The 23,471-nt window shown below is 59.5% G+C and carries 24 protein-coding genes; 12 read left to right on the forward strand and 12 right to left on the reverse strand.

Going from position 1 to position 23,471, the window contains the following annotated elements; translation table 11 throughout:
- Positions 1–7: 7 nt before the first annotated feature.
- On the reverse strand, positions 8–2,359 hold the full coding sequence (locus tag PHQ58_RS00840) for a DNA translocase FtsK (RefSeq protein WP_300105803.1): 2,352 nt from the start codon (positions 2,357–2,359) through the stop codon (positions 8–10).
- A 23-nt stretch (positions 2,360–2,382) separates the two neighbouring features.
- Entirely contained in the window at positions 2,383–3,063 is a 681-nt protein-coding gene (locus tag PHQ58_RS00845; RefSeq protein WP_300105805.1) for a Crp/Fnr family transcriptional regulator, read from the reverse strand.
- Between the two features lie 116 nt (positions 3,064–3,179).
- Between PHQ58_RS00845 and trxB the strand changes: the two genes are divergently transcribed.
- The 3 genes from trxB to rpmG all read left to right on the forward strand — a co-directional run bounded on the left by trxB (position 3,180) and on the right by rpmG (position 4,718).
- Positions 3,180–4,130 carry a thioredoxin-disulfide reductase gene (gene trxB, locus PHQ58_RS00850; RefSeq protein WP_300105807.1) on the forward strand — a complete coding sequence of 317 codons (951 nt, stop codon included), beginning with the start codon at positions 3,180–3,182 and terminating at the stop codon, positions 4,128–4,130.
- Between the two features lie 161 nt (positions 4,131–4,291).
- Positions 4,292–4,525 (forward strand): 50S ribosomal protein L28, encoded by a 234-nt coding sequence (rpmB, locus tag PHQ58_RS00855; RefSeq protein ID WP_300105809.1) that lies wholly within the window; start codon positions 4,292–4,294, stop codon positions 4,523–4,525.
- A 22-nt stretch (positions 4,526–4,547) separates the two neighbouring features.
- Entirely contained in the window at positions 4,548–4,718 is a 171-nt protein-coding gene (rpmG, locus tag PHQ58_RS00860) for a 50S ribosomal protein L33 (RefSeq protein WP_300105811.1), read from the forward strand.
- Between the two features lie 166 nt (positions 4,719–4,884).
- Here rpmG and PHQ58_RS00865 read toward each other — a convergent pair whose 3' ends face one another.
- Positions 4,885–6,102: a fatty acid desaturase gene (locus PHQ58_RS00865; RefSeq protein WP_300105813.1), complete on the reverse strand. Its 1,218-nt coding sequence runs from the start codon at positions 6,100–6,102 to the stop codon at positions 4,885–4,887.
- A 103-nt stretch (positions 6,103–6,205) separates the two neighbouring features.
- On the reverse strand, positions 6,206–7,477 hold the full coding sequence (locus tag PHQ58_RS00870; RefSeq protein WP_300105815.1) for an RsmB/NOP family class I SAM-dependent RNA methyltransferase: 1,272 nt from the start codon (positions 7,475–7,477) through the stop codon (positions 6,206–6,208).
- 136 nt (positions 7,478–7,613) lie between these two features.
- Between PHQ58_RS00870 and PHQ58_RS00875 the strand changes: the two genes are divergently transcribed.
- The 4 genes from PHQ58_RS00875 to PHQ58_RS00890 are packed head-to-tail and all read left to right on the forward strand — an operon-like array spanning position 7,614 to position 12,320.
- Positions 7,614–9,002: an efflux transporter outer membrane subunit gene (locus tag PHQ58_RS00875; RefSeq protein ID WP_300105816.1), complete on the forward strand. Its 1,389-nt coding sequence runs from the start codon at positions 7,614–7,616 to the stop codon at positions 9,000–9,002.
- 60 nt (positions 9,003–9,062) lie between these two features.
- Positions 9,063–10,373, forward strand: a complete 1,311-nt coding sequence (locus PHQ58_RS00880; protein WP_300105818.1) for an efflux RND transporter periplasmic adaptor subunit — start codon at positions 9,063–9,065, stop codon at positions 10,371–10,373.
- Entirely contained in the window at positions 10,370–11,125 is a 756-nt protein-coding gene (locus tag PHQ58_RS00885; protein WP_300105820.1) for an ABC transporter ATP-binding protein, read from the forward strand. The genes PHQ58_RS00880 and PHQ58_RS00885 overlap by 4 nt, the downstream gene beginning before the upstream one ends.
- The gene (locus PHQ58_RS00890; protein ID WP_300105822.1) at positions 11,115–12,320 is read left to right on the forward strand and encodes an ABC transporter permease; all 1,206 of its coding nucleotides are present in this window, start codon (positions 11,115–11,117) and stop codon (positions 12,318–12,320) included. The genes PHQ58_RS00885 and PHQ58_RS00890 overlap by 11 nt, the downstream gene beginning before the upstream one ends.
- Positions 12,321–12,596: 276 nt before the next feature.
- Here PHQ58_RS00890 and PHQ58_RS00895 read toward each other — a convergent pair whose 3' ends face one another.
- From PHQ58_RS00895 to purN, 3 genes are all read right to left on the reverse strand, one after another.
- The gene (locus PHQ58_RS00895; protein ID WP_300105823.1) at positions 12,597–12,851 is read right to left on the reverse strand and encodes a DUF2442 domain-containing protein; all 255 of its coding nucleotides are present in this window, start codon (positions 12,849–12,851) and stop codon (positions 12,597–12,599) included.
- The gene (locus tag PHQ58_RS00900) at positions 12,832–13,089 is read right to left on the reverse strand and encodes a DUF4160 domain-containing protein (RefSeq protein ID WP_300105825.1); all 258 of its coding nucleotides are present in this window, start codon (positions 13,087–13,089) and stop codon (positions 12,832–12,834) included. Before PHQ58_RS00900 ends, PHQ58_RS00895 begins: the two co-directional genes overlap by 20 nt.
- A 229-nt stretch (positions 13,090–13,318) precedes the next feature.
- Entirely contained in the window at positions 13,319–13,912 is a 594-nt protein-coding gene (gene purN, locus PHQ58_RS00905) for a phosphoribosylglycinamide formyltransferase (RefSeq protein WP_300105827.1), read from the reverse strand.
- 82 nt (positions 13,913–13,994) lie between these two features.
- On the opposite strand from purN, the gene PHQ58_RS00910 reads away from it, so the two are divergent.
- Complete coding sequence (locus PHQ58_RS00910) at positions 13,995–14,657, forward strand: YceH family protein (RefSeq protein ID WP_300106064.1); 663 nt, start codon at positions 13,995–13,997, stop codon at positions 14,655–14,657.
- A gap of 15 nt (positions 14,658–14,672) precedes the next feature.
- Here the strand turns inward: PHQ58_RS00910 and PHQ58_RS00915 are convergent, their stop codons facing one another.
- Genes PHQ58_RS00915 through PHQ58_RS00925 form a run of 3 tightly spaced genes read right to left on the reverse strand, consistent with a single transcriptional unit; the run spans position 14,673 to position 16,715 of the window.
- Positions 14,673–15,752 (reverse strand): ATP-binding protein, encoded by a 1,080-nt coding sequence (locus PHQ58_RS00915; RefSeq protein ID WP_300105829.1) that lies wholly within the window; start codon positions 15,750–15,752, stop codon positions 14,673–14,675.
- Positions 15,740–16,480, reverse strand: a complete 741-nt coding sequence (locus PHQ58_RS00920; RefSeq protein WP_300105831.1) for a response regulator transcription factor — start codon at positions 16,478–16,480, stop codon at positions 15,740–15,742. Before PHQ58_RS00920 ends, PHQ58_RS00915 begins: the two co-directional genes overlap by 13 nt.
- A 55-nt stretch (positions 16,481–16,535) precedes the next feature.
- On the reverse strand, positions 16,536–16,715 hold the full coding sequence (locus PHQ58_RS00925; protein WP_300105834.1) for a hypothetical protein: 180 nt from the start codon (positions 16,713–16,715) through the stop codon (positions 16,536–16,538).
- On the opposite strand from PHQ58_RS00925, the gene PHQ58_RS00930 reads away from it, so the two are divergent.
- The gene (locus tag PHQ58_RS00930) at positions 16,714–17,304 is read left to right on the forward strand and encodes an EF-hand domain-containing protein (protein WP_300105836.1); all 591 of its coding nucleotides are present in this window, start codon (positions 16,714–16,716) and stop codon (positions 17,302–17,304) included. The genes PHQ58_RS00925 and PHQ58_RS00930 overlap by 2 nt on opposite strands.
- A gap of 21 nt (positions 17,305–17,325) precedes the next feature.
- On the opposite strand, the gene PHQ58_RS00935 is transcribed toward PHQ58_RS00930, so the two are convergent.
- Together PHQ58_RS00935 and PHQ58_RS00940 are read right to left on the reverse strand one after the other, a co-directional pair.
- Entirely contained in the window at positions 17,326–18,219 is an 894-nt protein-coding gene (locus PHQ58_RS00935) for a DNA ligase (RefSeq protein ID WP_300105837.1), read from the reverse strand.
- Between the two features lie 97 nt (positions 18,220–18,316).
- Positions 18,317–18,874, reverse strand: coding sequence for an HNH endonuclease (locus PHQ58_RS00940; RefSeq protein WP_300105839.1), 558 nt, complete (start codon positions 18,872–18,874; stop codon positions 18,317–18,319).
- A 188-nt stretch (positions 18,875–19,062) separates the two neighbouring features.
- Between PHQ58_RS00940 and PHQ58_RS00945 the strand changes: the two genes are divergently transcribed.
- The 3 genes from PHQ58_RS00945 (at position 19,063) to lspA (ending at position 23,463) form a co-directional block, all read left to right on the forward strand.
- Entirely contained in the window at positions 19,063–20,049 is a 987-nt protein-coding gene (locus PHQ58_RS00945) for a bifunctional riboflavin kinase/FAD synthetase (protein WP_300105841.1), read from the forward strand.
- Complete coding sequence (gene ileS, locus PHQ58_RS00950) at positions 20,039–22,933, forward strand: isoleucine--tRNA ligase (protein WP_300105843.1); 2,895 nt, start codon at positions 20,039–20,041, stop codon at positions 22,931–22,933. Before PHQ58_RS00945 ends, ileS begins: the two co-directional genes overlap by 11 nt.
- Positions 22,934–23,001: 68 nt before the next feature.
- Positions 23,002–23,463 (forward strand): signal peptidase II, encoded by a 462-nt coding sequence (lspA, locus tag PHQ58_RS00955; protein WP_300106065.1) that lies wholly within the window; start codon positions 23,002–23,004, stop codon positions 23,461–23,463.
- The last annotated feature ends 8 nt before the right edge of the window (positions 23,464–23,471 follow it).

Raw genomic sequence — 23,471 nt, forward strand, 5'->3', positions numbered from 1 at the left:
CAGTTCCTTATTCGCTGCGCGCGGGCACCAAAATTTCACGCTGGCCACTGCTGCTCATGCTGCTGACCAGGCCAGCGTTTTCCATGTCTTCCACCAAGCGCGCTGCACGGTTATAGCCAATTTTCAGGTGCCGCTGCACCAGCGAGATACTGGCCTTGCGGTTCTTGAGGACAATTTCGACCGCCTGGTCATAGAGTGGATCTTTCTCACCACCCGCAGCGCCGTCACCCGTGGCACCGTCTTCGCCATCCACGGTGCCACCTTCCAGAATGCCCTCGATGTAGTTGGGCTCACCCTGGCTTTTCAGGTAAGTCACCACGCGGTGCACTTCCTCGTCACTCACAAACGCGCCGTGCACACGAATGGGCAGGCCGGTGCCGCTGGGCATGTAAAGCATGTCGCCCATGCCCAGCAAGGCCTCGGCACCCATCTGGTCCAGAATGGTGCGGCTGTCGATCTTGCTGCTGACCTGAAACGCAATGCGCGTCGGAATATTGGCCTTGATCAGGCCGGTGATCACGTCCACGCTGGGGCGCTGGGTGGCCAAAATCAGGTGAATACCGGCGGCACGGGCCTTTTGCGCCAGCCGGGCTATCAGCTCTTCAATCTTCTTGCCGACCACCATCATCAGGTCGGCCAGCTCGTCAATCACCACCACAATGTGCGGCAGGCGGTCAATCGGTTCGGGGCTTTCAGGCGTCAGGCTGAAGGGGTTGTAAATGAATTCCCCGCGCGCCTTGGCTTCATCCCATTTGGTGTTGAAACCAGCCAGGTTGCGCACACCCATTTTGCTCATGAGCTTGTAACGGCGCTCCATCTCGGCCACGCACCAGGTCAGGCCATTGGCGGCTTGACGCATGTCGGTCACCACCGGGCACAACAGGTGCGGAATGCCTTCATACACCGACATTTCGAGCATCTTGGGATCGATCATCAAGATCCGAACATCATGCGCCTCGGCCTTGTACAAAATGCTCAAAATCATGGCATTGATACCCACCGACTTGCCCGAACCTGTGGTGCCAGCCACCAGCACGTGCGGCATCTTTGCCAGGTCAGCCACGATCGGATTGCCGATGATGTCCTTGCCCAACCCCATGGTCAGCAGAGATTTGCCATCGTGGTAAGTCTTTGAGCCCAATATTTCTGACAGCTTGATGGTTTGACGCTTGGCATTGGGCAGTTCCAGCGCCATGTAATTTTTGCCAGGAATGGTCTCCACGACGCGGATCGACACCAGGCTCAAAGAACGCGCCAAGTCTTTGGCCAGACCGACAATCTGTGAACCCTTGACACCGGTGGCAGGCTCAATTTCATAGCGGGTAATCACCGGACCGGGCTGCGCCAGCACCACGGTGACATCCACACCGAAATCCTTGAGCTTTTTCTCGATCATGCGGCTGGTCATCTCCAGCGTTTCGGGGGACACGGTTTCTTGACGCGTCAAGGCCGCGTCCAGCAAGTCAACCTGCGGCAGCTTGCTGTCGACTAACTCATTAAACAAGGGTTTTTGTCGCTCTTTGGCAACCCGTTCGCTCTTGGGCACTTCAGCCATCACCGGCTCAATTTGCACCGGCTTGGTGCGGTGCACCGCTACATCCTGGCGCTCTTCGACCAAGACTTCAGCACGTGCCTGTGCGGCTTGCTGCCCCAGGGCTTTGTCTTGCTGCTCTTCGCGTAGTTCGCGGTGTGTCTCGATCTTGCCAAACAGCCAGCCCCCCAACCGCTCAGCCAATTGTCCCCAGGAAAAACCAAACACCAGCGACGACCCCACCACCCCGCCCACAATGGCCACTAACCCTGAGCCCGCAAACCCCAACCACTTAACCGCCAACGGCCCCAGAAAATACCCCACCAAACCACCACTGTGGCCGGGCAAACGGGCCTCGTAGCTATAAAAACGCGTCCATTCCAGCACAGCGCTGGCAGCCACCAACAACACCAGGCCGAGCCAGAATTTGTGCCGTTGGCCAAACCAGCGCAGCCACGGTGCGCGTGCCACTGCGGCTTGGCCCGCAACCAGCATGTCCTGCCCACGCAGCCAGTGTGCCAAAGCCGACAACCACACCCGCAAGGCGGCTGCCACACACCACCAAACCGAAAAACCCGCCAAAAAATAGCTGCCGTCGGCCAGCCAGGCGCCCAACCAGCTGGCGCCATTGCGCACGGGCTCACCCGTGCCCGATGTGGACCAAGCCGCGTCCTGCAGCGCGTAAGTGGACAGCGCCAGCAACCACAGTGCGAGCAACAAAAAGCCGGCCACCAAGGTCAGTTCATTGGCAAAACGGGCGGCGCCTGAGCGTGTCGGTGCAGCTTGGCGAGCCGTGGGAGAAGTCAAGGTGTGAAGCGAATAGGTCATGGCTCGAAGGGTCTCAACAAACATCAGCGCGGCAAAGAGCGACGCTCAGTCAACTCTACCGAGCCATTCGCATGGGTTTTGATGAAGCCCCGCTCCTCAAAGTCACGCATTACCCGGCTAACCATTTCACGCGAGGCACCGACCATTTTGGCAATGTCCTGGCGTGTAATCTTTTCCCTGATCAGCAATTGCTTGCTGTCTTCTTCTGCTGGTTGTGAAAAGCTCATCAGCACCTGCGCCACCCGGCCGTACACATCCATCAACGCCAGCGAGCTGATCTTTTCGTCGGCCTTGCGCAGGCGGCTCGCCAGCCCCTTGATGACCGCACTGGCGGTGGCGTGGTTCTCGGCCAGACAGCGGTTGAACTCGGCTCGCTCCAACACGAGCAAATCCGTCTGCACTTCAGTTTGTACGCTGGCCGAGTGGCTTTTGCCATCAATCAGACTGATCTCGCCCACGTAGTCACCCACCTGAAGCACCGCCAGAATGACCTCTTTGCCACGCCGGTCCGTCATGACGACACGGGCCCGCCCTGACAGAATAATGAAGAGTGAATTGCATTTTTTGCCCTGCTCCACAATCAACTCTCCCCGCTTCACACGCCGTTTGGTCACAGCATCGGCCAGCTGCGCCATTTGGTGCGTGGAGAGCGCCGAAAAAATTGGCACCCGCCGCAGCAAATCCAGATTTGTAAGCACAGCCATCGCATAATCCTTGTTTAAAACTCGTCACACCGCCGTCTGATACAACACAACGTACTCGCTTTTTTGTATCACCCTTAACTGTACACGGCCATCACACCGCTTCCGAAAGGCACCCCATGACAGACACACGACACGCCAAAGTTCTCATTCTGGGCTCTGGCCCCGCTGGCTACACCGCAGCCATTTACGCCGCACGCGCCAATTTGCAACCCCTGCTGATCACTGGTATTGCCCAAGGGGGGCAACTCATGACCACCACTGAGGTCGACAACTGGCCCGCCGATGTAGACGGCGTACAAGGCCCTGACCTGATGCAACGCTTTCTGGCCCACGCCGAACGCTTCAATACCGAGATCGTGTTTGACCACATCAGCCAGGTTGATTTCTCCAAGCGCCCATTCACCCTAACCGGCGACAGTGGCACTTACACCTGCGATTCGCTCATTTTGGCCACCGGCGCGTCCGCCAAATACCTTGGGCTGCCGTCTGAAGAAGCCTTCATGGGCCGAGGCGTGTCGGGCTGCGCCACCTGCGACGGTTTCTTCTATCGCGGCGAAGACGTCTGCGTGGTTGGCGGTGGCAACACAGCCGTCGAAGAGGCGCTGTATTTGTCCAATATTGCCAAGAAAGTCGTGCTGATTCACCGCCGCGACAAATTCAGGGCCGAACCGATCCTGATCGACAAACTGATGGAAAAAGTGGCGAGTGGCAAGATTGAACTTCGCACATTTTGTGCCCTGGATGAGGTGCTGGGCGATGCCAGCGGCGTCACCGGTGTGCGTATCAAAAACGTGACCTCAGGGGCACTGGAAGACATCACGCTCAAGGGTTGCTTCATTGCCATTGGCCACGCCCCCAACACTGACATCTTCCAAGGGCAACTGGACATGGCAAGCGGCTACATCCAGACCAAGGGCGGCAACCAGGGCTTTTCCACCCAAACCAGCGTTCCAGGCATCTTTGCCGCAGGCGACGTGCAAGACCATGTTTACCGCCAGGCCATCACCAGCGCCGGCACCGGTTGTATGGCGGCACTGGACGCGCAGCGCTTTCTGGAACAGGAATAAATGCTGGCCAGGCGGCCACAAAAGCCCGGGCTATAATCTCGGGCTTTGCTGCTGACCTCCCGTGAGGGATTTGGCTGCAGATGGGTTACCGCCACCCTGATCTTGGCGAGGTGAGGCTTCATGCGTCAGCATGGGCCGTTTAAAAATATCGGAGTGTCCAAATGGCACGCGTATGTGAAGTCACGGGCAAAGGCCCCATGGTCGGGAACAAGGTTTCCCACGCCAACAACAGAACCAAGCGTCGGTTTCTGCCAAATCTGCAATACCGCCGTTTCTGGGTTGAGTCTGAAAATCGCTGGGTTCGCCTGCGAATTTCAAATGCCGGTCTGCGTTTGATCGACAAAAAAGGTATCGACACTGTGCTCGCAGATTTGCGTGCTCGTGGTCAAGCCTAAACCCTTTAACTGAAAGAGCATCATGGCAACCAAAGGCGGACGCGAAAAAATCAAGCTGGAATCGACAGCTGGCACTGGCCACTTCTACACCACCAGCAAGAACAAGAAAACCACACCTGAAAAGCTGTTGATCAAGAAATTTGATCCAAAAGCCCGTAAGCACGTGGACTACAAAGAAATGAAACTGAAGTAATTCAGCGTCATCCACTTGTAAAAAAGCCCGCAGACTGCGGGCTTTTTTGTGTTCTGAATTTTCCAGATTGACAGAATAGCTTGGGTAGCCACCCCTCAAATAGCTACGTATTTAATAGCTGCTAGCGCTTTATCCATAAGGACTAGAGGCCATAAAGACCAATAAATCAAGCGCGAACGGCGCGCAGCTTCAAAGAAAACTCTTGCAGCGACGCGATGCCGCTGGCTTCAGCGCGTTGACACCAGGCGTGCAGCTCGGCGGCCAACTGCTCACGGGTGTGCGAGCGGTTCAACCACAACTGACGTAACTCTTCACGCATCAGCACCATTTTGTCAAGCACTGGCGAGGCGGCGCGCACCGTGGTCAAGTGTGCCACCACGGAGGCAGGCACCTTCTCGGCGTCTCGGTGCAACCAGCTTTGAGCTGCCTTGATCATGGACGCATCGGCACTGCGGGCTTTCAGGGCGACCACCTCATCATTGAAGGCTTGGCGCATGCCCCGGGCATAACCCGCCATCAACTCGTACCGGTTTTGAATCAGTGCTTCAAGTGTTTGTTCATCAGCCACCGGACGAATGGCACCCAAAGCGAGTCGTGGCGGCGTCTTCTTGACCTTGGCCAAACCCATGCGTTGCAGCAGGCTGATGTACATCCAGCCAATGTCGAACTCATAGGGTTTAACCGACAACTTGGCAGAGGTCGGGTAGGTGTGGTGGTTGTTGTGCAGCTCTTCACCCGCAATCAGGATGCCCCATGGCGAGATATTGGTGCTGGCGTCAGGGGCTTCAAAATTACGGTAACCCCAATAATGTGCCGCACCATTCACAATGCCAGCGGCCATCACCGGCGTCCAGGCCATTTGCACCGCCCAAACGGTCAGGCCAACGGCGCCAAACAGCGTGAGATCAATCAACAGCATCAAAATGATGCCAACAGTAGAAAACGGGGTGTAAAGCTTGCGCTCGATCCAGTCGCTGGGCGTACCGTGCCCGAAGCGCGCCAGTGTCTCTTTGTTATTCGCCTCTTTGCGGTACAACTCATAGCCCTGCGTGAGCACGGTTTTGATGCCGTACACATGCGGGCTGTGCGGGTCATCGGGTTGCTCGCATTTGGCATGGTGTTTGCGGTGAATGGAGGCCCATTCCTTCGTTACCTGGCCGGTGGTGAGCCATAGCCAAAAACGAAAGAAATGCGAGGCGATGGGGTGCAAATCAAGCGCACGGTGGGCTTGGTGGCGGTGCAAGAAAATGGTGACGCTGATCATCGTGATGTGGGTCACGGCCAAGGTAAACAGCACCAATTGCCACGCGCTCAAGTCCCAAACACCGTGCACAGCCCAGTCCAGCAAGGCCTGCAAAACAGTCGAGTTGTCCAACGAAATCATCAACTTTGTCTCTTTAATAATTATTGCTGACGCCCACAGAAACCATTTCCTGTGGACTCAACCAGACAATTTTAGGGGTTATGCACGCCCCCTGCCTTGCAGCCTATACCCGTTCCCACACCGCGGCAAAGAAACCGTCGGTCTGGTGCCGGTGCGGCCACAGACGCAGATAGCGCTGGCCAGTTTCGCCGCCACTGCACAGCGAAGCGGCCCGCTCGACCTTCAAGCCGGTGAGCACTTCGCCCGCATCCAACACCTTGAACTCTTGATTGGCAGCAGAAAAAGCGGCGGCAATGGCCTCATTTTCTTGCGGCAGCACGCTGCAGGTGGCATAAACCAGACGCCCACCGGGTTTCACCAGACGCGCCGCACTTTGCAAAATGGCCGTCTGCTTGACCGTCATCTCATCCACCGCAGTTTGCGTTTGGCGCCATTTCAGGTCAGGGTTGCGGCGCAAGGTGCCCATGCCAGTGCAAGGTGCATCCACCAGCACGCGGTCAATCTTGCCGCTCAGGCGCTTGACGCGGTCATCACGCTCGTGCGCAATGACCGCCGGGTGCACATTGGACAAACCGCTGCGCGCCAGCCGTGACTTGAACGCATCGAGCCTCCCGGCCGATGTGTCAAACGCATACAAACGCCCGGTGCTGCGCATGGCAGCGCCAATGGCCAGGGTTTTGCCACCGGCACCGGCACAAAAATCGACCACCATCTCGCCGCGTTTGGCATCAAGCAGCATGGCCAGCAGTTGCGAGCCTTCGTCTTGAACCTCAAAGTCGCCACGCTTGAAGGCTTCCATCTTGCTCAAGGCTGGTTTGCCGGCAATGCGCAAACCCCAGGGTGAAAACGGTGTTGGCACTGCCTTGATGCCCAGAGCGGCCAGCTCTTTTTGCACATCGGTGCGCTTGGCCTTGAAATCGTTCACACGTAAATCCAGCCCGGCGCCTTTGTTAAGACTCTCGGCCAGTGGCCAAAATTCGTCGCCTAACTGGTCTTTGAGCGGCTGCACCAGCCACTCGGGCAGGTTGTGGCGATGGCGCTCCATCAGGTCTTCAGGCTTGATTTTTTCGCATTGATCGAGCCAGTTGATTTCTTGATCAGACAAGGCGCTGCGCAAAAAATCACCGGGGCCGTAAAAACCAAGAATGGCCAGGCGACGTTCTTTTGAGCCGCTGCCTGAGGGCGCCAAGTGGTCAAACAGCTGTTTTTTACGCAGCACGGTGTAGACCGTTTCAGCCATGGTGGCGCGTTCACGCGGCCCGAGACCACGGTGATCACGGAAAAACCGCGACACGATGGCATCAGCCGGGTGGTCAAATTTGAGGGTCAGCCGGACCAATTCGGAACAGGCTTCGAGGAGAGCTTTTGGATGCATAGCCCGCGATTGTCCCACGGGAACTTTACGCAACTTCACCGCTCTGAATCTTGAATGTCAAATTCAAGTTGCACAATGACTCGACGCTGCAATGGCAGTTGACAAATTTTTTGCATTTCACCTCACCCAATTTCTGATGTCTGTGCTCTCCACTTACCCCATGTTGAACCTTTGTAATGGCCGCTGGCCTGGCCGTCTGACCTGTGCTGCCACCCTCTCGCTTGGCCTGTTTTTGTCAGGCTGTGCCAGTGTGTCGCCACCCGTCCAAACAAACTTAAACGAGACACAGGCGCAGCACATGGCGTGGTGGGGCAACTTCAACGACCCACTTTTGTCCCAGTTGGTTCAGCAGGCGCTGCAAGCCAACACCAGCATTCGCTCTGCGCAAGCGTCATTGCAACAGGCACGTGCCTTGCGCGACGTGAAGGTAGCCAATAGCTTGCCCGGTGTCACGCTGTCGGGCTCGGCCCAGCGCAACCAAACCGAATTTGCCGACGGCAACAACAGCTTCCGGGCCGGCCTGGATGCCCGATGGGAACTTGACGTGTTTGGCGCGGTGAGCAGCGACATCAATGCCAGCGAGGCCGACACCCTTGCTTCACAAGCCAGCCTGCGCGATGTGCAGGTCAGCATTGCCGCCGAAGTGGCCCTGGCTTACATCCAGTTGCGCGGTCAACAAGCGCAACTGGCAATTGCCCGCAACAACCTGGGCAGCCAGTCTGAAACACTGCAACTCACCGATTGGCGCGAACAGGCCGGACTGGTGACCTCGCTTGAAGTTGAACAAGCCAAGGCCGCCACCGCGCAAACTTCCGCGCAAATTCCCGCCTTGACCGCCAGCATCGCCAAAACCCGTCATGCCCTGGCTGTGCTCACCGGGCAACGGCCTTTGGAACTTGACTTGCTGCTGTCCACCAGCCAACCCGTGCCACAGGCCGCCGACCTGAACACCACCGCCATTCCTGCAGACACCCTGCGCCAACGTGCCGATGTGCGCGCTGCCGAGCACCGCATACAAGCCGCCCTGTCCCGCGTGGACGCGGCAGACGCCGCACGTTACCCCAGCTTCAATCTGGGTGGCTCACTGTCTTTAAGCGCACTCACACTGGCGGGCCTGACCAACGGCGCCAGTCTGGCCGGCTCGCTGTTGGGCAGCCTGTCGGTGCCGCTGTTTGACGCCGGGGCAGGCAAGAGCCAGGTGCTGGCCCAGCAAGCCGCTCTGGAGCAAGCCCGCGCGGCTTACCAAAACACCGTGCTGACCGCCCTGAAAGACGTTGAAGACGCTCTGATCAGCCTACAAAGTGACCGCCAGCGCTTGCAACTGTTGCAACAAGCCGCCACCGCCGCAAACAACGCCGCCTTGCTGGCACAAAACCGCTACAGCAGCGGGCTCATTGATTTTCAGACCGTGTTGCAAACCCAGCGCACCCTGCTCAGCGCGCAAGACAGCGTAGCCGGGCTGCAAGCCGACCTCAGCAGTGACCATGTGCGCCTGGTCAAGGCACTGGGCGGCGGCTGGCAATAACACGCGCCATTCACCCATTCCTGTCACCGAATATTGACCCCGTTCTCCATGAGCAACCCCATGCCTGATACAACCAAGACCACCTCCCAGCCTCAAACCCCCAAGCCCGGCGACCTGCAAACGCTACTGAAAGAGGCGCCCAAATCCACTTGGTGGCGGCGACGCGAATTGTGGGTCGCGCTGGTTTTGCTGGCAGCGGCCGGTGGCGGCTATTACTACTGGCAGCAAAGCCAGGCGCGCAGTGCCGCCCCCACCTACATCACCGAGCCCGCCGCCCGCGGCAACCTGACGCTCACGGTCACGGCCAACGGCACGCTGCAGCCCACCCGCTCGGTCAACATTGGCAGCGAACTCTCGGGCACGGTGCTGCGCGTGTTGGTGGATGTGAATGACAAGATTATAAAAGGCCAGGTGCTGGTGGAGCTTGACACCGCCAAGCTCAATGACCAAGTGGTGCGATCCAAGGCTGCACTGGCCAGCGCGCAGGCCCAGTTGGCACAGGCCAAGGCCACCGTGGTCGAGAGCAGCGCCAGCCTGGCCCGACTGGAAGAAGTGGCCAGGTTGTCCGGCGGCAAAGTGCCTTCCAAAGCCGAGCTAGACAGTGGCCGCGCCACGCATGACCGTGCCATTGCCGCCGAGTTGAGTTCCCGCGCCAACGTCGATTCGGCTCGCGCGTCGTTGGCCACCGATGAAACCAACCGCTCCAAAGCCTCCATTCGCTCGCCCACCGACGGCGTGGTGCTGACCCGCACGGTGGACCCTGGCAATGCCGTGGCGGCTTCGCTGCAGGCAGTGACCCTCTTCACGGTGGCCGAAGACCTGAGCCAGATGCGCCTGCAAGTCAATGTGGATGAGGCCGATGTGGGCCGCGTCAAGGTCGGCCAGCCGGCTACCTTCACGGTCAGTGCGTTTCCGTCAAGGCGTTTCCCTGCCGCCATCACCCGCGTGGCCTATGGCTCGACCATCACCGACAACGTGGTCACCTACCAAACCCTGCTGGATGTGAAAAACGAAGACCTGAGCCTGCGCCCAGGCATGACCGCCACCAGCACCATCACCGCCGTCGAGCGCAAAAATGTGCTGCTGGTGCCCAACACCGCGCTGCGCTTTAGCCCACAAGCCACGCCAGCAGCAGCCAAATCGAGCGGCAACATCATGTCAAGCATGATGCCGCGCATGCCGCGGGCTACCAAAAAAGCCAGCGGCGGCTCGGCCAAACAGGTGTGGGTGCTACAGGGCGACACACCGGTGGCGGTCAACGTCACCCCAGGCATTAGCGATGGCCGCATGACCGAGATCACCGGCGGCGACCTGACGGAGGGCATGGCCGTGATCACCGACCAGCGCACAGGCACCGCCAGCAAACCATGAGCGCGCAGCCACTGATTGAACTCATCGGCGTCACCAAGACCTATGGCCAGGGCGCCACGGCCTTGCAGGCGCTCAAAGGCGTGGACCTGACCATTGAGGCGGGTGACTTTGTCGCCATCATGGGGCCCAGCGGCTCGGGCAAATCCACCGCCATGAATACGCTGGGTTGCCTGGACACCCCCACCACCGGGCAATACATCTTCAATGGCGTGCATGTCGAGACCCTCACCCGCGACCAACGGGCACTGCTGCGCCGGCATTACCTGGGCTTTGTGTTCCAGGGCTTTAACCTGTTGGCGCGCACCACGGCCCAAGAAAACGTGGAACTGCCCCTGCTGTACCGGGGCGAGCCCACCAAAACCCGCCATGCGGCTGCCAAAAAAGCACTGGCCTCGGTCGGCCTGGCGGGCTGGGAACACCACACCCCGGCCGAACTGTCGGGCGGTCAACAGCAGCGCGTGGCCATTGCCCGTGCCATCGTTACCGAGCCCACAGTGCTGCTGGCCGATGAGCCCACTGGCAACCTCGACACCCACCGCAGCCGCGAGATCATGGAGCTGCTGTGGGGCCTGAACGTAGACCACGGCATCACCGTGCTAATGGTCACGCACGAGGCCGACATGGCCGCCTACGCCAAACGCATCGTGCATTTTGTTGACGGCGTGGTTGACAGCGACACCCGCAACCCGAATCCCGCCGGGCTAGCCCAACATGCCACTGACAAAGCTGCGGAGGTGTCCGATGTGGCTTAGCACCTTGTTACTGGCCCTGCGCTCGATCCGGCGCAACCTGATGCGCTCTTTTTTAACCATTCTGGGCATCGTGATTGGTGTCAGCGCCGTCATCACCATGGTCACGGTGGGCAACGGCGCCACGCTGGCCATTCAAAACCAGATTTCCGGCCTGGGCACCAACCTGCTGCAGGTGCGCCCCGGGCAACGCATGATGGGCGGCGGCGGTGCCAGCTCACCCTCCTTCAAGGAAGCCGATGCACAGGCACTCTTCAGCCAGCTAGGCGGCATCACAGCGGTGGCGCCCGAGGCGCGCAGTGGCGCCACCATCGTGCTCGATGGCCGCAACTGGAGCAGCAGCGTCATCGGCAGCACCAACGACTGGCTGTTCACCGGCAACTGGAAGATCGCCGATGGCCGCGAGTTCACCACCGAAGAGCAAGTGGCTGGTGCCGGTGTCTGCCTGATTGGCGAGACCGTGCGGCGCGAGCTGTTTGGCAGTCAAATGGCCATCGGTGCGTCCATTCGGGTCAAGCAGATCAGCTGCGAGGTGATTGGCTTGCTGGGCGAAAAGGGCCAGGGGGCTTTTGGCAACGACCAGGACGACGTGGTGCTGATGCCGCTGCACACCTTGCAGCGGCGCATCACCGGCAACACCCGCGTCAACACCCTGCTGGTGTCGATGCAAGACGGCGCCGACCCCGAGCGCGTCAAGGCCAGCATCACCCAACTGCTGCGCGAGCGACGCAAACTGGCAGAGAGTGACGAAGACAACTTCAACGTGCTCGACACCAAGCAGCTTGGTGAAACCTTCTCCAGCACCACCCGGGTCATGACCATGCTGCTGGGCGCGGTGGCGGCCGTGAGCCTGCTGGTGGGCGGCATTGGCATCATGAACATCATGCTGGTGAGCGTGACCGAGCGCACCCGTGAAATCGGCTTGCGGCTGGCCATTGGCGCGCTGGAGCGTGAGGTTCTGCTGCAGTTCTTGATAGAAGCCGTGGTGCTGGCGGCCCTGGGCGGCGTGATCGGTATTGTACTGGCCACCGGCGCATCCATTGGCTTGTCCAAGTTGATGAGCGTGCCCTATGTGTTCAACGTCGGTGTCAATTTGCTGTCGTTTGTGTTTTCAGCCGGCATTGGCGTGCTGTTTGGCTATTTCCCGGCCAGACGCGCCGCGCGGCTGGACCCGATTGAAGCGTTGCGGCACGAGTGATTTTTATATAAGAAATTGGCCTCTAGCGCTTTATATATAAGCGCTAGAAGCTATTTTTTATATAGCGAATTGATTTAGATATCCCTGACCGAGGTATCGGCCGGGCCGGGCATCTCAGTCACCCCAGAAACACATCAGCACGCATGTTAAAACGCTGCACCAAGGGTTTGGCGACGTCCATATTTACCGCGCGTTTGCCGCCAAGAATATCCGAGATGCGCCCTTGCGGTGCACAGTCTGACAAATCTTCTTAAGTGTGGTGGTCACGGCCAAGGCTTACGCTGCCATTTGCCGGGTTCGCGTCTTGTCTCCTATGCCCATCAAAAGCCCAGGGACACTGATATCTTCATCAATTTCGTCCCAGTGGACGCCCGTCCCACCCCCGGACAACTCATAGCGCAGGCGCTGCTCAGGCGAGGCACGCAACAGGCGCGGAAAATAGACCAAAGGCACGCCCAGCTTGCGACCATCAGCCAAATTTACCCACATCATCGTCGCGTCAAAATTCAACTCAAGTGCTGAAATATTCATGCCATACCCTTTCTATCAAGACCTCATTTTTTTCGATGACGCCCATCAGACTATTCAACTCATGCGCAGCAAAACCAATATTTTCTGCCAACGATACGGGTCCGATCCAGAACTTTGCCCGAGCACTACCGTTGCGAACGTGAACATGCGGTGGTTCTCGTGGATCGCCCTCATTTGAGAAAAAGAAAAACTTGAAGTTCTTCCAACGAAATACAACTGGCAAGTGACGGGATTCCATGCTTGGTGTGATTATGCAGTTTCAATCATGGGGCCGAGTAAGCATCCCCGTTTTTGCCGGGGATGGTTACTAGCAGAGCAAAGTCAACCCAAGTGACTGAAGCAATCAGCTCTAACCGCCGAGCCGGCCTTGACTTCAATATCTGTATTGGCCCAGGGCAGCGCCCGTTCGACCAAAAAACAACGCCACCAGGGCGTTAGCACTTCGGGCAATGTGGTCAGGCTATGAGCTATTTTTTATATAACAATTCAGCCACCGCACGCGGGTAAATCAAATGCTCTTGCGTGAGCACCCGCGCTGCCAACGTGTCTGCCGTGTCACCTGCAAGCACCGGCACAACTGCCTGCGCCAAGATCGGGCCGTGGTCGAGTTCCGGTGTTACCAGATGCACCGTGGCGCCAGCGACTTTGCAGCCGGCATCAATGGCGCGCTGGTGCGTATGCAAACCGGCAAAGGCGGGCAACAAAGAGGGATGAATGTTCACCAGACGCCCCGCATAACGGTTGACAAAACCAGGCGTCAAAATGCGCATGAAGCCCGCCAACAGCACCAGCACTGGTTGCCCGGGCACCTCAAACGCATCAATGCGCTCGGCCAGCGCGGCATCAAACGCCTCACGGCTTGGGTAGGCCTTGTGGTCAAGCACCGCTGTGTCAATGCCCTGCTTGCGGGCAAATTCAAGGCCTTTGGCGTCTGCCTTGTTGCTGATGACGGCCGCCACGCGGGTGCCATACTTGTCAGCCCAGCGCTCGGCTTGTGCGGCTTTCACAATGGCGGCCATGTTGGAGCCGCCGCCTGAGATCAAAATAACGATGTTTTTCATAACTGGCTGAATTATGACTTTGACCCCTACCCCTCTCTCTGACACCACCGAGGCCTCTCAGCCCACAACCAAGGCTGGCCTCATCTTGACCCCGGTCGAGGCCCGTGTGCTTGGCACCCTGATGGAAAAAGCCCGCACCGTGCCCGACAGCTACCCGCTGTCGCTCAACTCGTTGTTGCTTGGCTGCAACCAAAAAACCACCCGCGACCCGGTGATGGACCTGTCTGAGCCCGAGGTGGCCAGCGCCATTGACAGCCTGCAGAACCTCTCGCTGGTGCGCACCAACACCAGCGGGCGCGTGGCGCGGTTTGAGCACAACTTCCAGCGCGGCGTGGGTGTGCCCGAGCAATCTGCCGTGCTGCTGGGCGTCTTGATGCTGCGCGGACCGCAAACCTCCGCAGAGCTGCGCCTGAACACCGAACGCTGGTACAAATTTGCCGACATCTCATCGGTCGAGGGTTTTCTGGAAGAGTTACAAGACCGGTCAGAGACAAAAGGCGGCGCGCTGGTGGTCAAACTGGCGCGAGCGCCCGGTGCCCGCGAGCAGCGCTGGGCGCATTTGTTGTGTGGCCCGGTGGATGAATCGCAATGGGCCAGCGGTGCCGGTGGGGTAAGCCATCGCGCCGCAGACAACAGCACGTTGGAGCGCATCGACCGGCTAGAGGCTGAAGTGGCCTCGTTGCGCGCCACGGTGAACCAATTGTGTGCGGAGCTTGGGGTCACGGCGGTCGCCACCGCTGAGTGAGCTCTCGGCAATCAATCAGCGATCGATTGGTTTTTGCCGCGGCAAGCACAGCGTGGCCAGAAGGCCACCTTCTATTGGGTTGCACAGCGTCAAACTGCCACCGTGTTTTTGGGCAAATTCATGTGCGCTGGCCAGGCCCAAACCCACACCACCACTGTTGCGGTTACGCGAGGACTCAACCCGGTAGAAAGGGGCCAGCACCTTGTCGAGTTCGCCTGGGGCAATACCTGGCCCATCGTCCTGCACAGAGATCTGCAATTGGTCGCCCACGTCTGTCAAGCTGATGCGGGCGCGCTTGCCATAACGCACGGCGTTTTCCACCAGGTTGCCAAGGCAGCGACGCAAGGCTGAGGCTTGTATCAACAGGGGTGCGGCCGCCACCCTACCTTGCACCCGCACGTCCTGACCACTGTCCTGAAAGTCTTCTTCCAGACTGGTCAGTAGCGAGCCCACATCCAGCAGCACCTTAGGCTCAGGGTCAGCCATGCCGCGCAAATAGTCCAGCGTGGTGCGAATCATGTGGTCCATTTCCGTGATGTCTTTGCCAAAGCTCTGACGCGTTTGCGGGTCACTGAGCGATTGCACGCGCAAGGTCAGGCGCGTCAGTGGGGTACGCAAGTCGTGCGACACCGCGGCCACAAACTGGTCGCGCTGCGCCAACTGCAGGCACATGCGCTCCTGCATCTGGTTAAACACCCGAATCGCCTCGCGGCACTCCAGCGTGCCTTCTTCCGGCATGGCAGGTCGGTGGATGTCGCGCCCCAGTTCTTTGGCTGCCTGCCCAAACTTGCGCACCGGTTCTGAGAGCCAACGCGCACCTACCCAGGCGGCCAGCACCAAGGCCAGCAGCCGCACCGTGATGTCCATCAGCAACCCGACATGAAACATGGGCGGTGGTCCGTGCCCAGGTGGGGGTGGCGAATGATGCGGCGGCGGAAACGGATTCAGTTCAAACATCAGGGTCAATGCCAGCACATGGCTGCTCACCACGGCCACCACCAGCAACAAGGCCAAGCGGCCAAACAGGCTGTCAGGTAGCAGGCGCTGCGCCAGTCCCTGGATACGCTGACAGGCCCAAGGCATCAATTGCGCCATGCCGAGCGCCCCTGCACAGACCGGGCATTGAACATGTAGCCAGCCCCGCGAACAGTCTTGATCATGGAGGGCGCGTCTGAATCGTCGGCCAGCTTTTGCCGCAGCCGCGACACCAGCAGGTCGATGCTGCGCTCAAACACGTCCATGGCGCGGCCTCTGGCCTGCTCCATCAACTGGTCCCGGCTAAACAGGCGGCGTGGTGTCTGCAGGAAGGTGGTCAGCAAGCGAAATTCGGCATTGGAAAGTGCCACCGCCAGGCCAGCCGGCGACACCAGGGTCCGGTCGTCGCGATGCAACACCCAACCATCAAAATGAACCACATCGCTGCGCAACACATCAGAGCCGTCCTCAGGCGCTTTGGCAACGCGTCGCAGCACGGTGTGAATGCGCGCCACCAGTTCGCGTGGCTCAAAAGGTTTGCTGACGTAGTCATCCGCGCCGTTTTCCAGCCCGATGACGCGGTCAACCATGGCACAACGGGCGGTCAGCATGATCACGGGCAAGCTGGAGCGCTGGCGAATTTCCCGCGACAGCTGCAGGCCATCGGCGCCGGGCATCATCACGTCCAGCACCACCAGGTCCACCGGATGACGCGCCAACTCAGCCCACATGCTGCTGCCGTCGCAAGCGGTATGGGTTGAGAAATCAAATCGCTTCAGGTAGTCACTGAGCAATTCGGTGATTTCTTCGTCGTCATCAACAATCAAAATATGGGGCTGGAGGGACATGGCGTAGGGCATTCTGGCTGACCCAACCAGTCTAGTGGCTGGGCCTTGCGCCAGATCACTGGAACTGGGCTGTGATTGCATCCCTGTTGTCCAGAACCCAAGGGCTTTTGTAACGGACTTGGTACAAACCAGACATCACCGCGTTACCTGCCACACCAACAATCAAAGCGTTACCCGACAGGCCGACCTGAATGTCAGGCAGCCATTCTTCACGACCTATGAAAGGAAAGACCATGAGCTCAATTTCAGGCGTCAGCGCTTCAAGTAACGCTTGGGCAAACGCCAATGCCACCACCCAGCGCAGTCAGATGCAGGCCAAAATGTTCAGCAAAGTTGACAACAACTCGGATGGTTCGGTAGACCAAGCTGAAATGACAGCCTTCACCGACAAAATGAAAGCAGCTACCGGCCAGGACAGCGCGACCAGCTTTGCCAAGCTCGACACCGACAGCAACGGCAAGCTGACCCAAGCTGAATTTGAGGCGGGCCGTCCGGCAGAGGGCGCACAAGGCGCCCAGGGTTCCGGCGGCGTCAAGGGCGCTGGTGGCCCACCCCCACCGGGTGGGCATGGTGGGCCCCGCGGTGCAGGCGGCACCAGCGAAACCAGCAGCAGTTTTGACCCGCTGGACACCAACCAGGACGGCACCGTCTCGCAGCTAGAAAAGCTGGCTGGGGCCCTGAAGGAATTTGTCAACTCGGCAGATGCCACTTCCTCAGGCTCAAGCGCCAGCGACAACCTGATGCAACTGGCCAAACAGATCTATGAGCAGATCTCGTCTGGCAACACAGCTACCAGCGCCAGCACACTGGACGCCGTGGCCTGACGCCAACCGCTGTAAATCGCGCTACTCCGGCCCACGCACCCGCAAAAACGACGCAAACTTGGGCAGCCCCTTGGGCGTGCGGTCGCGGTAGCGATAAGTCACCACGGACCCAATCGCAGGGGGCGCCTCGCGCTGGGCATCAGTAAAACCCGTGCCCAAAGCAAAGCGCTTGCCATCGGGCATTTCCAACAACAAAGCACCCAGTCGCCCGGTGTGACGCCCTTTGCCCGGCAAATGGGCCACCACGCGGGCATCTTCGTCGGGCTGGAGTTTGAGTTTCAGCAAAGCGTCGCTGCGTCCGGGCGACCACAGCGCGTTGGTGCGGTGCAACACCAGGCCTTCACCACCTACTTTGACTGTGGCTCGCAGCAAGGTGTGCAAGGCTGCCGCGTTGGCGACGCGTTGTTGCGCCACCGTCTGCAACCAGTCTTGGTTCGCCTCGGCCACCAAGGCTGTCAAGCGCTGTGTGCGCTCGGAAAACGGGCCTGCAGCACCCGGCAGGTCAAACAGCATGTACTTCACGCCACGCCAGTCAGCATCCACCGGCACATGGCGGCGCACGGTGCCGGATAACTCATCAAACCGCCCACGCCCCAGCCACAACTCACCGTCCAGCGCAGTTTTTGGCAACGCGTTGGTGAACCAGGCGGGCGCGGCAATGGGTAAGCCGCTGCGAAAACGCAAGGCTTGCCCGTCCCAAAAAGCGCGCACACCGTCGAGTTTTTCGCTCACCCAATAGGCCTTGGGGTCGTCCCCTTCGTGCCACAACCGGGCGTGCATGAGGGCCGGTGCTGATGCAGCAGCAGCCTGCACCGCAGCCGGATCAGCCACCACAGCACCAGCCAAAGTCGGCGCAAAAACGCTGCCTAACATCAGGGCGACATAGATGGACGTGCCAGTTTCGTGATGTTTCATTTTTTCCCTGTAATTTCTAATCACCACATCAGAACGACATGGATGGCGTCACTGCGCCCGCAATGACGACAGTCAATCATGCCAGCACACTGCGCTGTCACGCTACCAGTCGTGACGACTTGGGCACATGCGCCATGAGAAATTCCATTTGGTCAACCAGAATGCGGCGGTTGCGCAAGATGAAATCTTCCCATAGGCTGGGCACATAAGGTGTGTAAAGCAGCGGCATGTGCGCCTGCTCGGGTGTGCGGTGGCTTTTGCGGTGGTTGCACGGGCGGCACGCCGTGACGACATTCATCCAGGTGTCGATGCCGTTTTGGGCAAACGGAATGATGTGCTCGCGCGTCAAATCGGACTCGTCAAACGGGTTGCCACAGTAGGCACACAGGTTGCGGTCACGCGCAAACAGCTTGCTGTTGGTGAGGCCTGGGCGCAACTCAAACGGGTTGATGTTGGGCACCCCCTTGGTGCCAATGATGCTTGACACGGTGATGATCGACTGCTTGCCGGTGACCGCGTTGTGGCCGCCGTGAAACACCGCCACCTCATGGCCCATTTCCCAGCGCACCTCTTCGGCGGCGTAATGAATCACCGCCTGTTCAAGCGAAATCCACGATTGGGGCAGCCCTTGGGCTGACAGCTTCAAGACTTTCAAAACACGACTCCTGAAAAAAGACGTTATCCGAACCTATCCAAAACCTTCTGCAGCGGTCCACCAGCTTGCGCTGCAAGCCGGCCCGCCCTGGCACCGCATCTGGGCCACAATATACATCTTTTATAAGTCAAATTGACGTCAAGCGCTTAAGCTCCTTGCGCACATAGCTATCAAATTTATAACAAATCATGAAGATTTTCCGTGGCTTCAAGCACCCTGGCATTGCCCCGGCGTGCGCCCTGACGATTGGCAACTTTGACGGCCTGCACCGTGGCCACCAAGCCATGCTGTCCTTGCTCAAGGGCGAGGCACAGCAGCGCGGCGTACCCAGTTGTGTGCTCACCTTTGAGCCGCATCCGCGCGATTTTTTTGCCGCCCTGACGCACAACCCCGGCCTGGCCCCGGCCCGTGTGGGCACGCTGCGCGACAAGCTCTGCGACCTGGCCAACTGCGGGGTCGACCAAACCGTGGTGCTGCCGTTTGACGCCCATCTGGCCAATTTGTCGCCTCAGGCCTTCATCGACAAGGTGTTGCTGCAAGGCGTGGGGGCCCGCTATGTGCTGGTGGGCGACGACTTTCGCTTTGGCCAGCGCCGCGCTGGCGACTACACCTTGCTCGACGCAGCCGGCTTGAAACAAAACTTTGATGTGGCGCGTATGAACAGCTACGAAGTGCATGGCCTGCGGGTTTCAAGCTCGGCGGTGCGCGAGGCCCTGGGACAAGGCCGCATGGCAGATGCCAACCGGCTGCTCGGTCACCCGTATCGCATTTCTGGCCACGTCGTGCATGGTCGCAAATTGGGGCGCACGCTGGGCTTCAAAACCATCAACCAACGCTTTGCCCACTGGAAACCGGCCGCCAGCGGCATTTTTGCCGTGCTGGTGTACGGCCTGAGTGAGCAGCCGCTGCGGGGTGTGGCCAACCTGGGCGTGCGCCCATCAATTGACCCGCGCGATGTGAATGGCGGACGGGTGCTGCTGGAAACCCATTGCCTGGACTGGCCTGACAGCCTGGGGCTTGAGGGGGCCTACGGTAAAATTGCCAGCGTGGAACTTCTCCACAAACTGCACGACGAACTCAAATACGACTCCCTGGACGCGTTGACCACTGGCATTCAAAAAGACTGCCAAGATGCCCGTGCCTATTTTGCGACCCTGCGCCACCATGACCAATAAGACCCCAGAAGCCCTTGAGGCTGTCGGCAAAGCCGATTACCGCAGCACCCTGAACCTGCCCGACACCCCGTTCCCGATGCGCGGCGACCTGCCCAAGCGCGAGCCGCAATGGGTCAAGCAATGGGAAAACCAAGGCCTTTACCAAAAGCTGCGCGCGGCCAGAGCGGGCGCTCCCAAATTTGTGCTGCACGACGGCCCGCCCTACGCCAATGGCCAGATTCACATGGGCCACGCGGTCAACAAGATCCTGAAAGACATGATCGTCAAGGCGCGCCAGCTCAAAGGCATGGACGCCGCCTACATCCCCGGATGGGATTGCCACGGCCTGCCAATCGAGAACGCGATCGAGAAGAAGTTTGGCCGCAAACTGGCCCGTGACGACATGCAGGCCAAGAGCCGCGCCTACGCCACCGAACAAATTGACCTGCAGCGCGAAGACTTCAAACGCCTGGGCGTGCTGGGCGACTGGGACCACCCCTACCGCACCATGGACTTCGCCACCGAGGCCAACGAAATCCGCGCCTTCAAACGCGTCGTGGAGCGCGGTTTTGTCTACCGTGGCCTGAAACCCGTGTACTGGTGTTTTGACTGCGGCTCAAGCTTGGCTGAGTTCGAGATCGAATACGCCGACAAAAAATCGCAAACGCTGGACGTGGGCTTTTTGTGTGCCGAACCGGCCAAACTGGCCACCGCCTTTGGCCTGAATGCATTGACCAAAGATGCCTTTGCCGTCATCTGGACCACCACCGCCTGGACCATTCCCGCCAACCAGGCGCTCAACGCCCACCCCGAACTGACCTACGCGCTGGTCGATACCGAGCGCGGCCTGCTGGTGCTAGCTGTTGATTTGGTCGCCAAGTGCATGGAGCGTTTTGGCCTGACTGGCACGGTGCTGGCCACCGCCAATGGCAAGGCTTTGGCAGGCATCAACTTCAAGCACCCCTTGGCCCACGTCGATGCCGGTTACGACCGTTTCAGCCCGGTGTACTTGGCGGAGTACGTCAGCGCCGAAGACGGCACCGGCATCGTGCACTCCTCACCCGCTTATGGGGTAGAGGATTTCAACTCATGCGTGGCGCATGGCATGGCCTATGACGACATCCTGAACCCGGTGCAGGGCAACGGCGTGTATGCGCCAGAGTTACCACTGTTTGCCGGTCAGCACATCTGGAAAGCCTGCCCGGTCATCATCGACACCCTGCGCGAGGCCGGCCGCCTGTTTGCCACCACCGACATCGTGCACAGCTACCCGCATTGCTGGCGCCACAAAACCCCGGTGATTTACCGCGCCGCAGCGCAGTGGTTCATTCGCATGGACGACGGCGAGGGCGTGTTCACCAAAGACAAAGCGCCTAAATCCCTGCGCAAAATCGCCCTGGAAGCCATCGAGCAAACCGCGTTTTACCCGGAAAACGGCAAGGTCCGCCTGCGCGACATGATTGCCGGCAGGCCAGACTGGTGCATCTCTAGACAGCGCAGCTGGGGCGTGCCGCTGCCCTTCTTCCTGCACAAAGACAGTGGTGAGCTGCACCCCAAAACCATGGAGATTCTGGACATTGCGGCCGACATGGTGGAGCACGGTGGCATTGAGGCCTGGAGCAAGGCCAGCACCGAAGCCATTTTTGCCACCCTCGACTGCGAAGCTGACGCGCCCAACTACACCAAAAGCAGCGACATTCTGGAGGTCTGGTTTGACTCCGGCACCACCCACACCACGGTACTCAAAGGCTCCCACGCAGGCGCTGGCCATGACAGCGGCCCTGAAGCCGACCTGTACCTGGAAGGCCACGACCAGCACCGTGGCTGGTTCCACTCTTCCCTGCTCACGGCCTGCGCCATGTATGGCCGCGCGCCCTACAAAGGCATCCTGACGCACGGCTTTACCGTGGACAGCAAGGGCCACAAAATGAGCAAGAGCGCCGGCAACGGCGTCGACCCGCAGGAAACCTCGAAAAAGCTGGGCGCTGAAATCATCCGCCTGTGGGTGGCCGCCAGCGACTACTCTGGCGACATCGCCGGGGACGAAAAGATCCTGGCCCGTGTGGTCGACACCTACCGCCGCATCCGCAACACACTCAAATTCCTGTTGGCCAACACCCAGGACTTTGACCCAGCAGCAGACAGCGTGCCGTTTGAGCAAATGCTGGAGATTGACCGCTACGCCCTGAGCCGTGCCGCGCAATTGCAGGCCGACATCCTGGCGCACTTCGAGGTGTATGAATTTCACCCGGTGGTGGCCAAGCTGCAGATTTACTGCAGCGAGGATTTGGGTTCGTTCTACCTCGACATCCTGAAAGACCGCCTCTACACCACCGCGCCCAATTCACTGGCGCGGCGCAGTGCGCAAACCGCGCTGTGGACCATCACCCAGGCCATGCTGCGCTGGATGGCGCCTTTCCTGAGCTTCACCGCCGAAGAAGCCTGGACTGTGCTGGGTGCGGCAGGCAAAACACCGGTCGCCACGCGCGAGTCGATTTTCATGGACACCTACAGCGCCTTGGCCGAGCCAGACGCTGCGCTGCTGGCCAAGTGGACACGCATTCGCGAGCTTCGCGACCTGGTCAACAAAGACATCGAGGTGCTGCGCGCCGATGGCAAGCTGGGCTCATCGCTGCAAGCCAACGTGGCGTTGACGGTGGCACCAGATGACCACGCCCTGCTGGCCAGTTTGGGCAATGACCTGAAATTTGTGTTCATCACATCTGCTATTGAGTTAGTAGCTGGTGACGCAATATCCATAAGGGCTAGCACCTCAAATGGCATAAAGTGTGAGCGCTGCTGGCATTACCGTGACGACATCGGCTCAGACCCCGCCCACCCCACCTTGTGTGGCCGCTGCACCAGCAATTTGTTTGGTGCCGGTGAAGCGCGGGTGTTTGCCTGATGGCCACGCCGCCCCGCAAGACCAGTGCCCCGAACGCCAGCCGCGCCCTGCCCGCCGGCATTACCCTGATGGCCTGGCTGGGCTGGGCCATGGTGGTGCTGATCGCGGACCAGTTCACCAAAGTGCTCATCCTGGGCTACTACCAGCTGGGTGACAGCACCCCGGTCACCAGCTTTTTCAACGTGGTGCGGGTGCACAACACCGGCGCGGCGTTCTCGTTCCTGGCCAGTGCCGGCGGCTGGCAGCGCTGGTTTTTTACCGGCATCGGCATTGCTGCGGCGGTGTTGATGGTCTGGCTGCTGAAAACCCACCCCGGGCAAAAACTGTTTGCCTTTGCCATCGCCAGCCTGCTGGGCGGCGCGGTGGGCAACGTGATTGACCGCGTGCTGTACGGCTACGTGGTCGATTTTCTGGACTTTCACGCCAAGGGCTGGCATTTTCCGGCCTTCAACGTGGCCGACAGCGCCATCACCGTGGGTGCTGCCTGCCTGATTCTCGATGAGCTGCTGCGGGTTCGGCGCGGTCGCTGAGCCAGGCC

It is taken from the genome of Rhodoferax sp., from assembly GCF_028688795.1.
Taxonomy (GTDB): Bacteria; Pseudomonadota; Gammaproteobacteria; order Burkholderiales; family Burkholderiaceae_C; genus Rhodoferax.

Bases quoted from the DNA above. Each gene is read 5' to 3' on its own strand.
- PHQ58_RS00840 (WP_300105803.1), bottom strand. From the start codon at position 2,359: ATGACCTATTCGCTTCACACCTTGACTTCTCCCACGGCTCGCCAAGCT.
- PHQ58_RS00845 (WP_300105805.1), bottom strand. From the start codon at position 3,063: ATGGCTGTGCTTACAAATCTGGATTTGCTGCGGCGGGTGCCAATTTTT.
- trxB (WP_300105807.1), top strand. From the start codon at position 3,180: ATGACAGACACACGACACGCCAAAGTTCTCATTCTGGGCTCTGGCCCC.
- rpmB (WP_300105809.1), top strand. From the start codon at position 4,292: ATGGCACGCGTATGTGAAGTCACGGGCAAAGGCCCCATGGTCGGGAAC.
- rpmG (WP_300105811.1), top strand. From the start codon at position 4,548: ATGGCAACCAAAGGCGGACGCGAAAAAATCAAGCTGGAATCGACAGCT.
- PHQ58_RS00865 (WP_300105813.1), bottom strand. From the start codon at position 6,102: ATGATTTCGTTGGACAACTCGACTGTTTTGCAGGCCTTGCTGGACTGG.
- PHQ58_RS00870 (WP_300105815.1), bottom strand. From the start codon at position 7,477: ATGCATCCAAAAGCTCTCCTCGAAGCCTGTTCCGAATTGGTCCGGCTG.
- PHQ58_RS00875 (WP_300105816.1), top strand. From the start codon at position 7,614: ATGTCTGTGCTCTCCACTTACCCCATGTTGAACCTTTGTAATGGCCGC.
- PHQ58_RS00880 (WP_300105818.1), top strand. From the start codon at position 9,063: ATGCCTGATACAACCAAGACCACCTCCCAGCCTCAAACCCCCAAGCCC.
- PHQ58_RS00885 (WP_300105820.1), top strand. From the start codon at position 10,370: ATGAGCGCGCAGCCACTGATTGAACTCATCGGCGTCACCAAGACCTAT.
- PHQ58_RS00890 (WP_300105822.1), top strand. From the start codon at position 11,115: ATGTGGCTTAGCACCTTGTTACTGGCCCTGCGCTCGATCCGGCGCAAC.
- PHQ58_RS00895 (WP_300105823.1), bottom strand. From the start codon at position 12,851: ATGAATATTTCAGCACTTGAGTTGAATTTTGACGCGACGATGATGTGG.
- PHQ58_RS00900 (WP_300105825.1), bottom strand. From the start codon at position 13,089: ATGGAATCCCGTCACTTGCCAGTTGTATTTCGTTGGAAGAACTTCAAG.
- purN (WP_300105827.1), bottom strand. From the start codon at position 13,912: ATGAAAAACATCGTTATTTTGATCTCAGGCGGCGGCTCCAACATGGCC.
- PHQ58_RS00915 (WP_300105829.1), bottom strand. From the start codon at position 15,752: ATGGCGCAATTGATGCCTTGGGCCTGTCAGCGTATCCAGGGACTGGCG.
- PHQ58_RS00920 (WP_300105831.1), bottom strand. From the start codon at position 16,480: ATGTCCCTCCAGCCCCATATTTTGATTGTTGATGACGACGAAGAAATC.
- PHQ58_RS00930 (WP_300105836.1), top strand. From the start codon at position 16,714: ATGAGCTCAATTTCAGGCGTCAGCGCTTCAAGTAACGCTTGGGCAAAC.
- PHQ58_RS00925 (WP_300105834.1), bottom strand. From the start codon at position 16,715: ATGGTCTTTCCTTTCATAGGTCGTGAAGAATGGCTGCCTGACATTCAG.
- PHQ58_RS00935 (WP_300105837.1), bottom strand. From the start codon at position 18,219: ATGAAACATCACGAAACTGGCACGTCCATCTATGTCGCCCTGATGTTA.
- PHQ58_RS00945 (WP_300105841.1), top strand. From the start codon at position 19,063: ATGAAGATTTTCCGTGGCTTCAAGCACCCTGGCATTGCCCCGGCGTGC.
- ileS (WP_300105843.1), top strand. From the start codon at position 20,039: ATGACCAATAAGACCCCAGAAGCCCTTGAGGCTGTCGGCAAAGCCGAT.
- lspA (WP_300106065.1), top strand. From the start codon at position 23,002: ATGGCCTGGCTGGGCTGGGCCATGGTGGTGCTGATCGCGGACCAGTTC.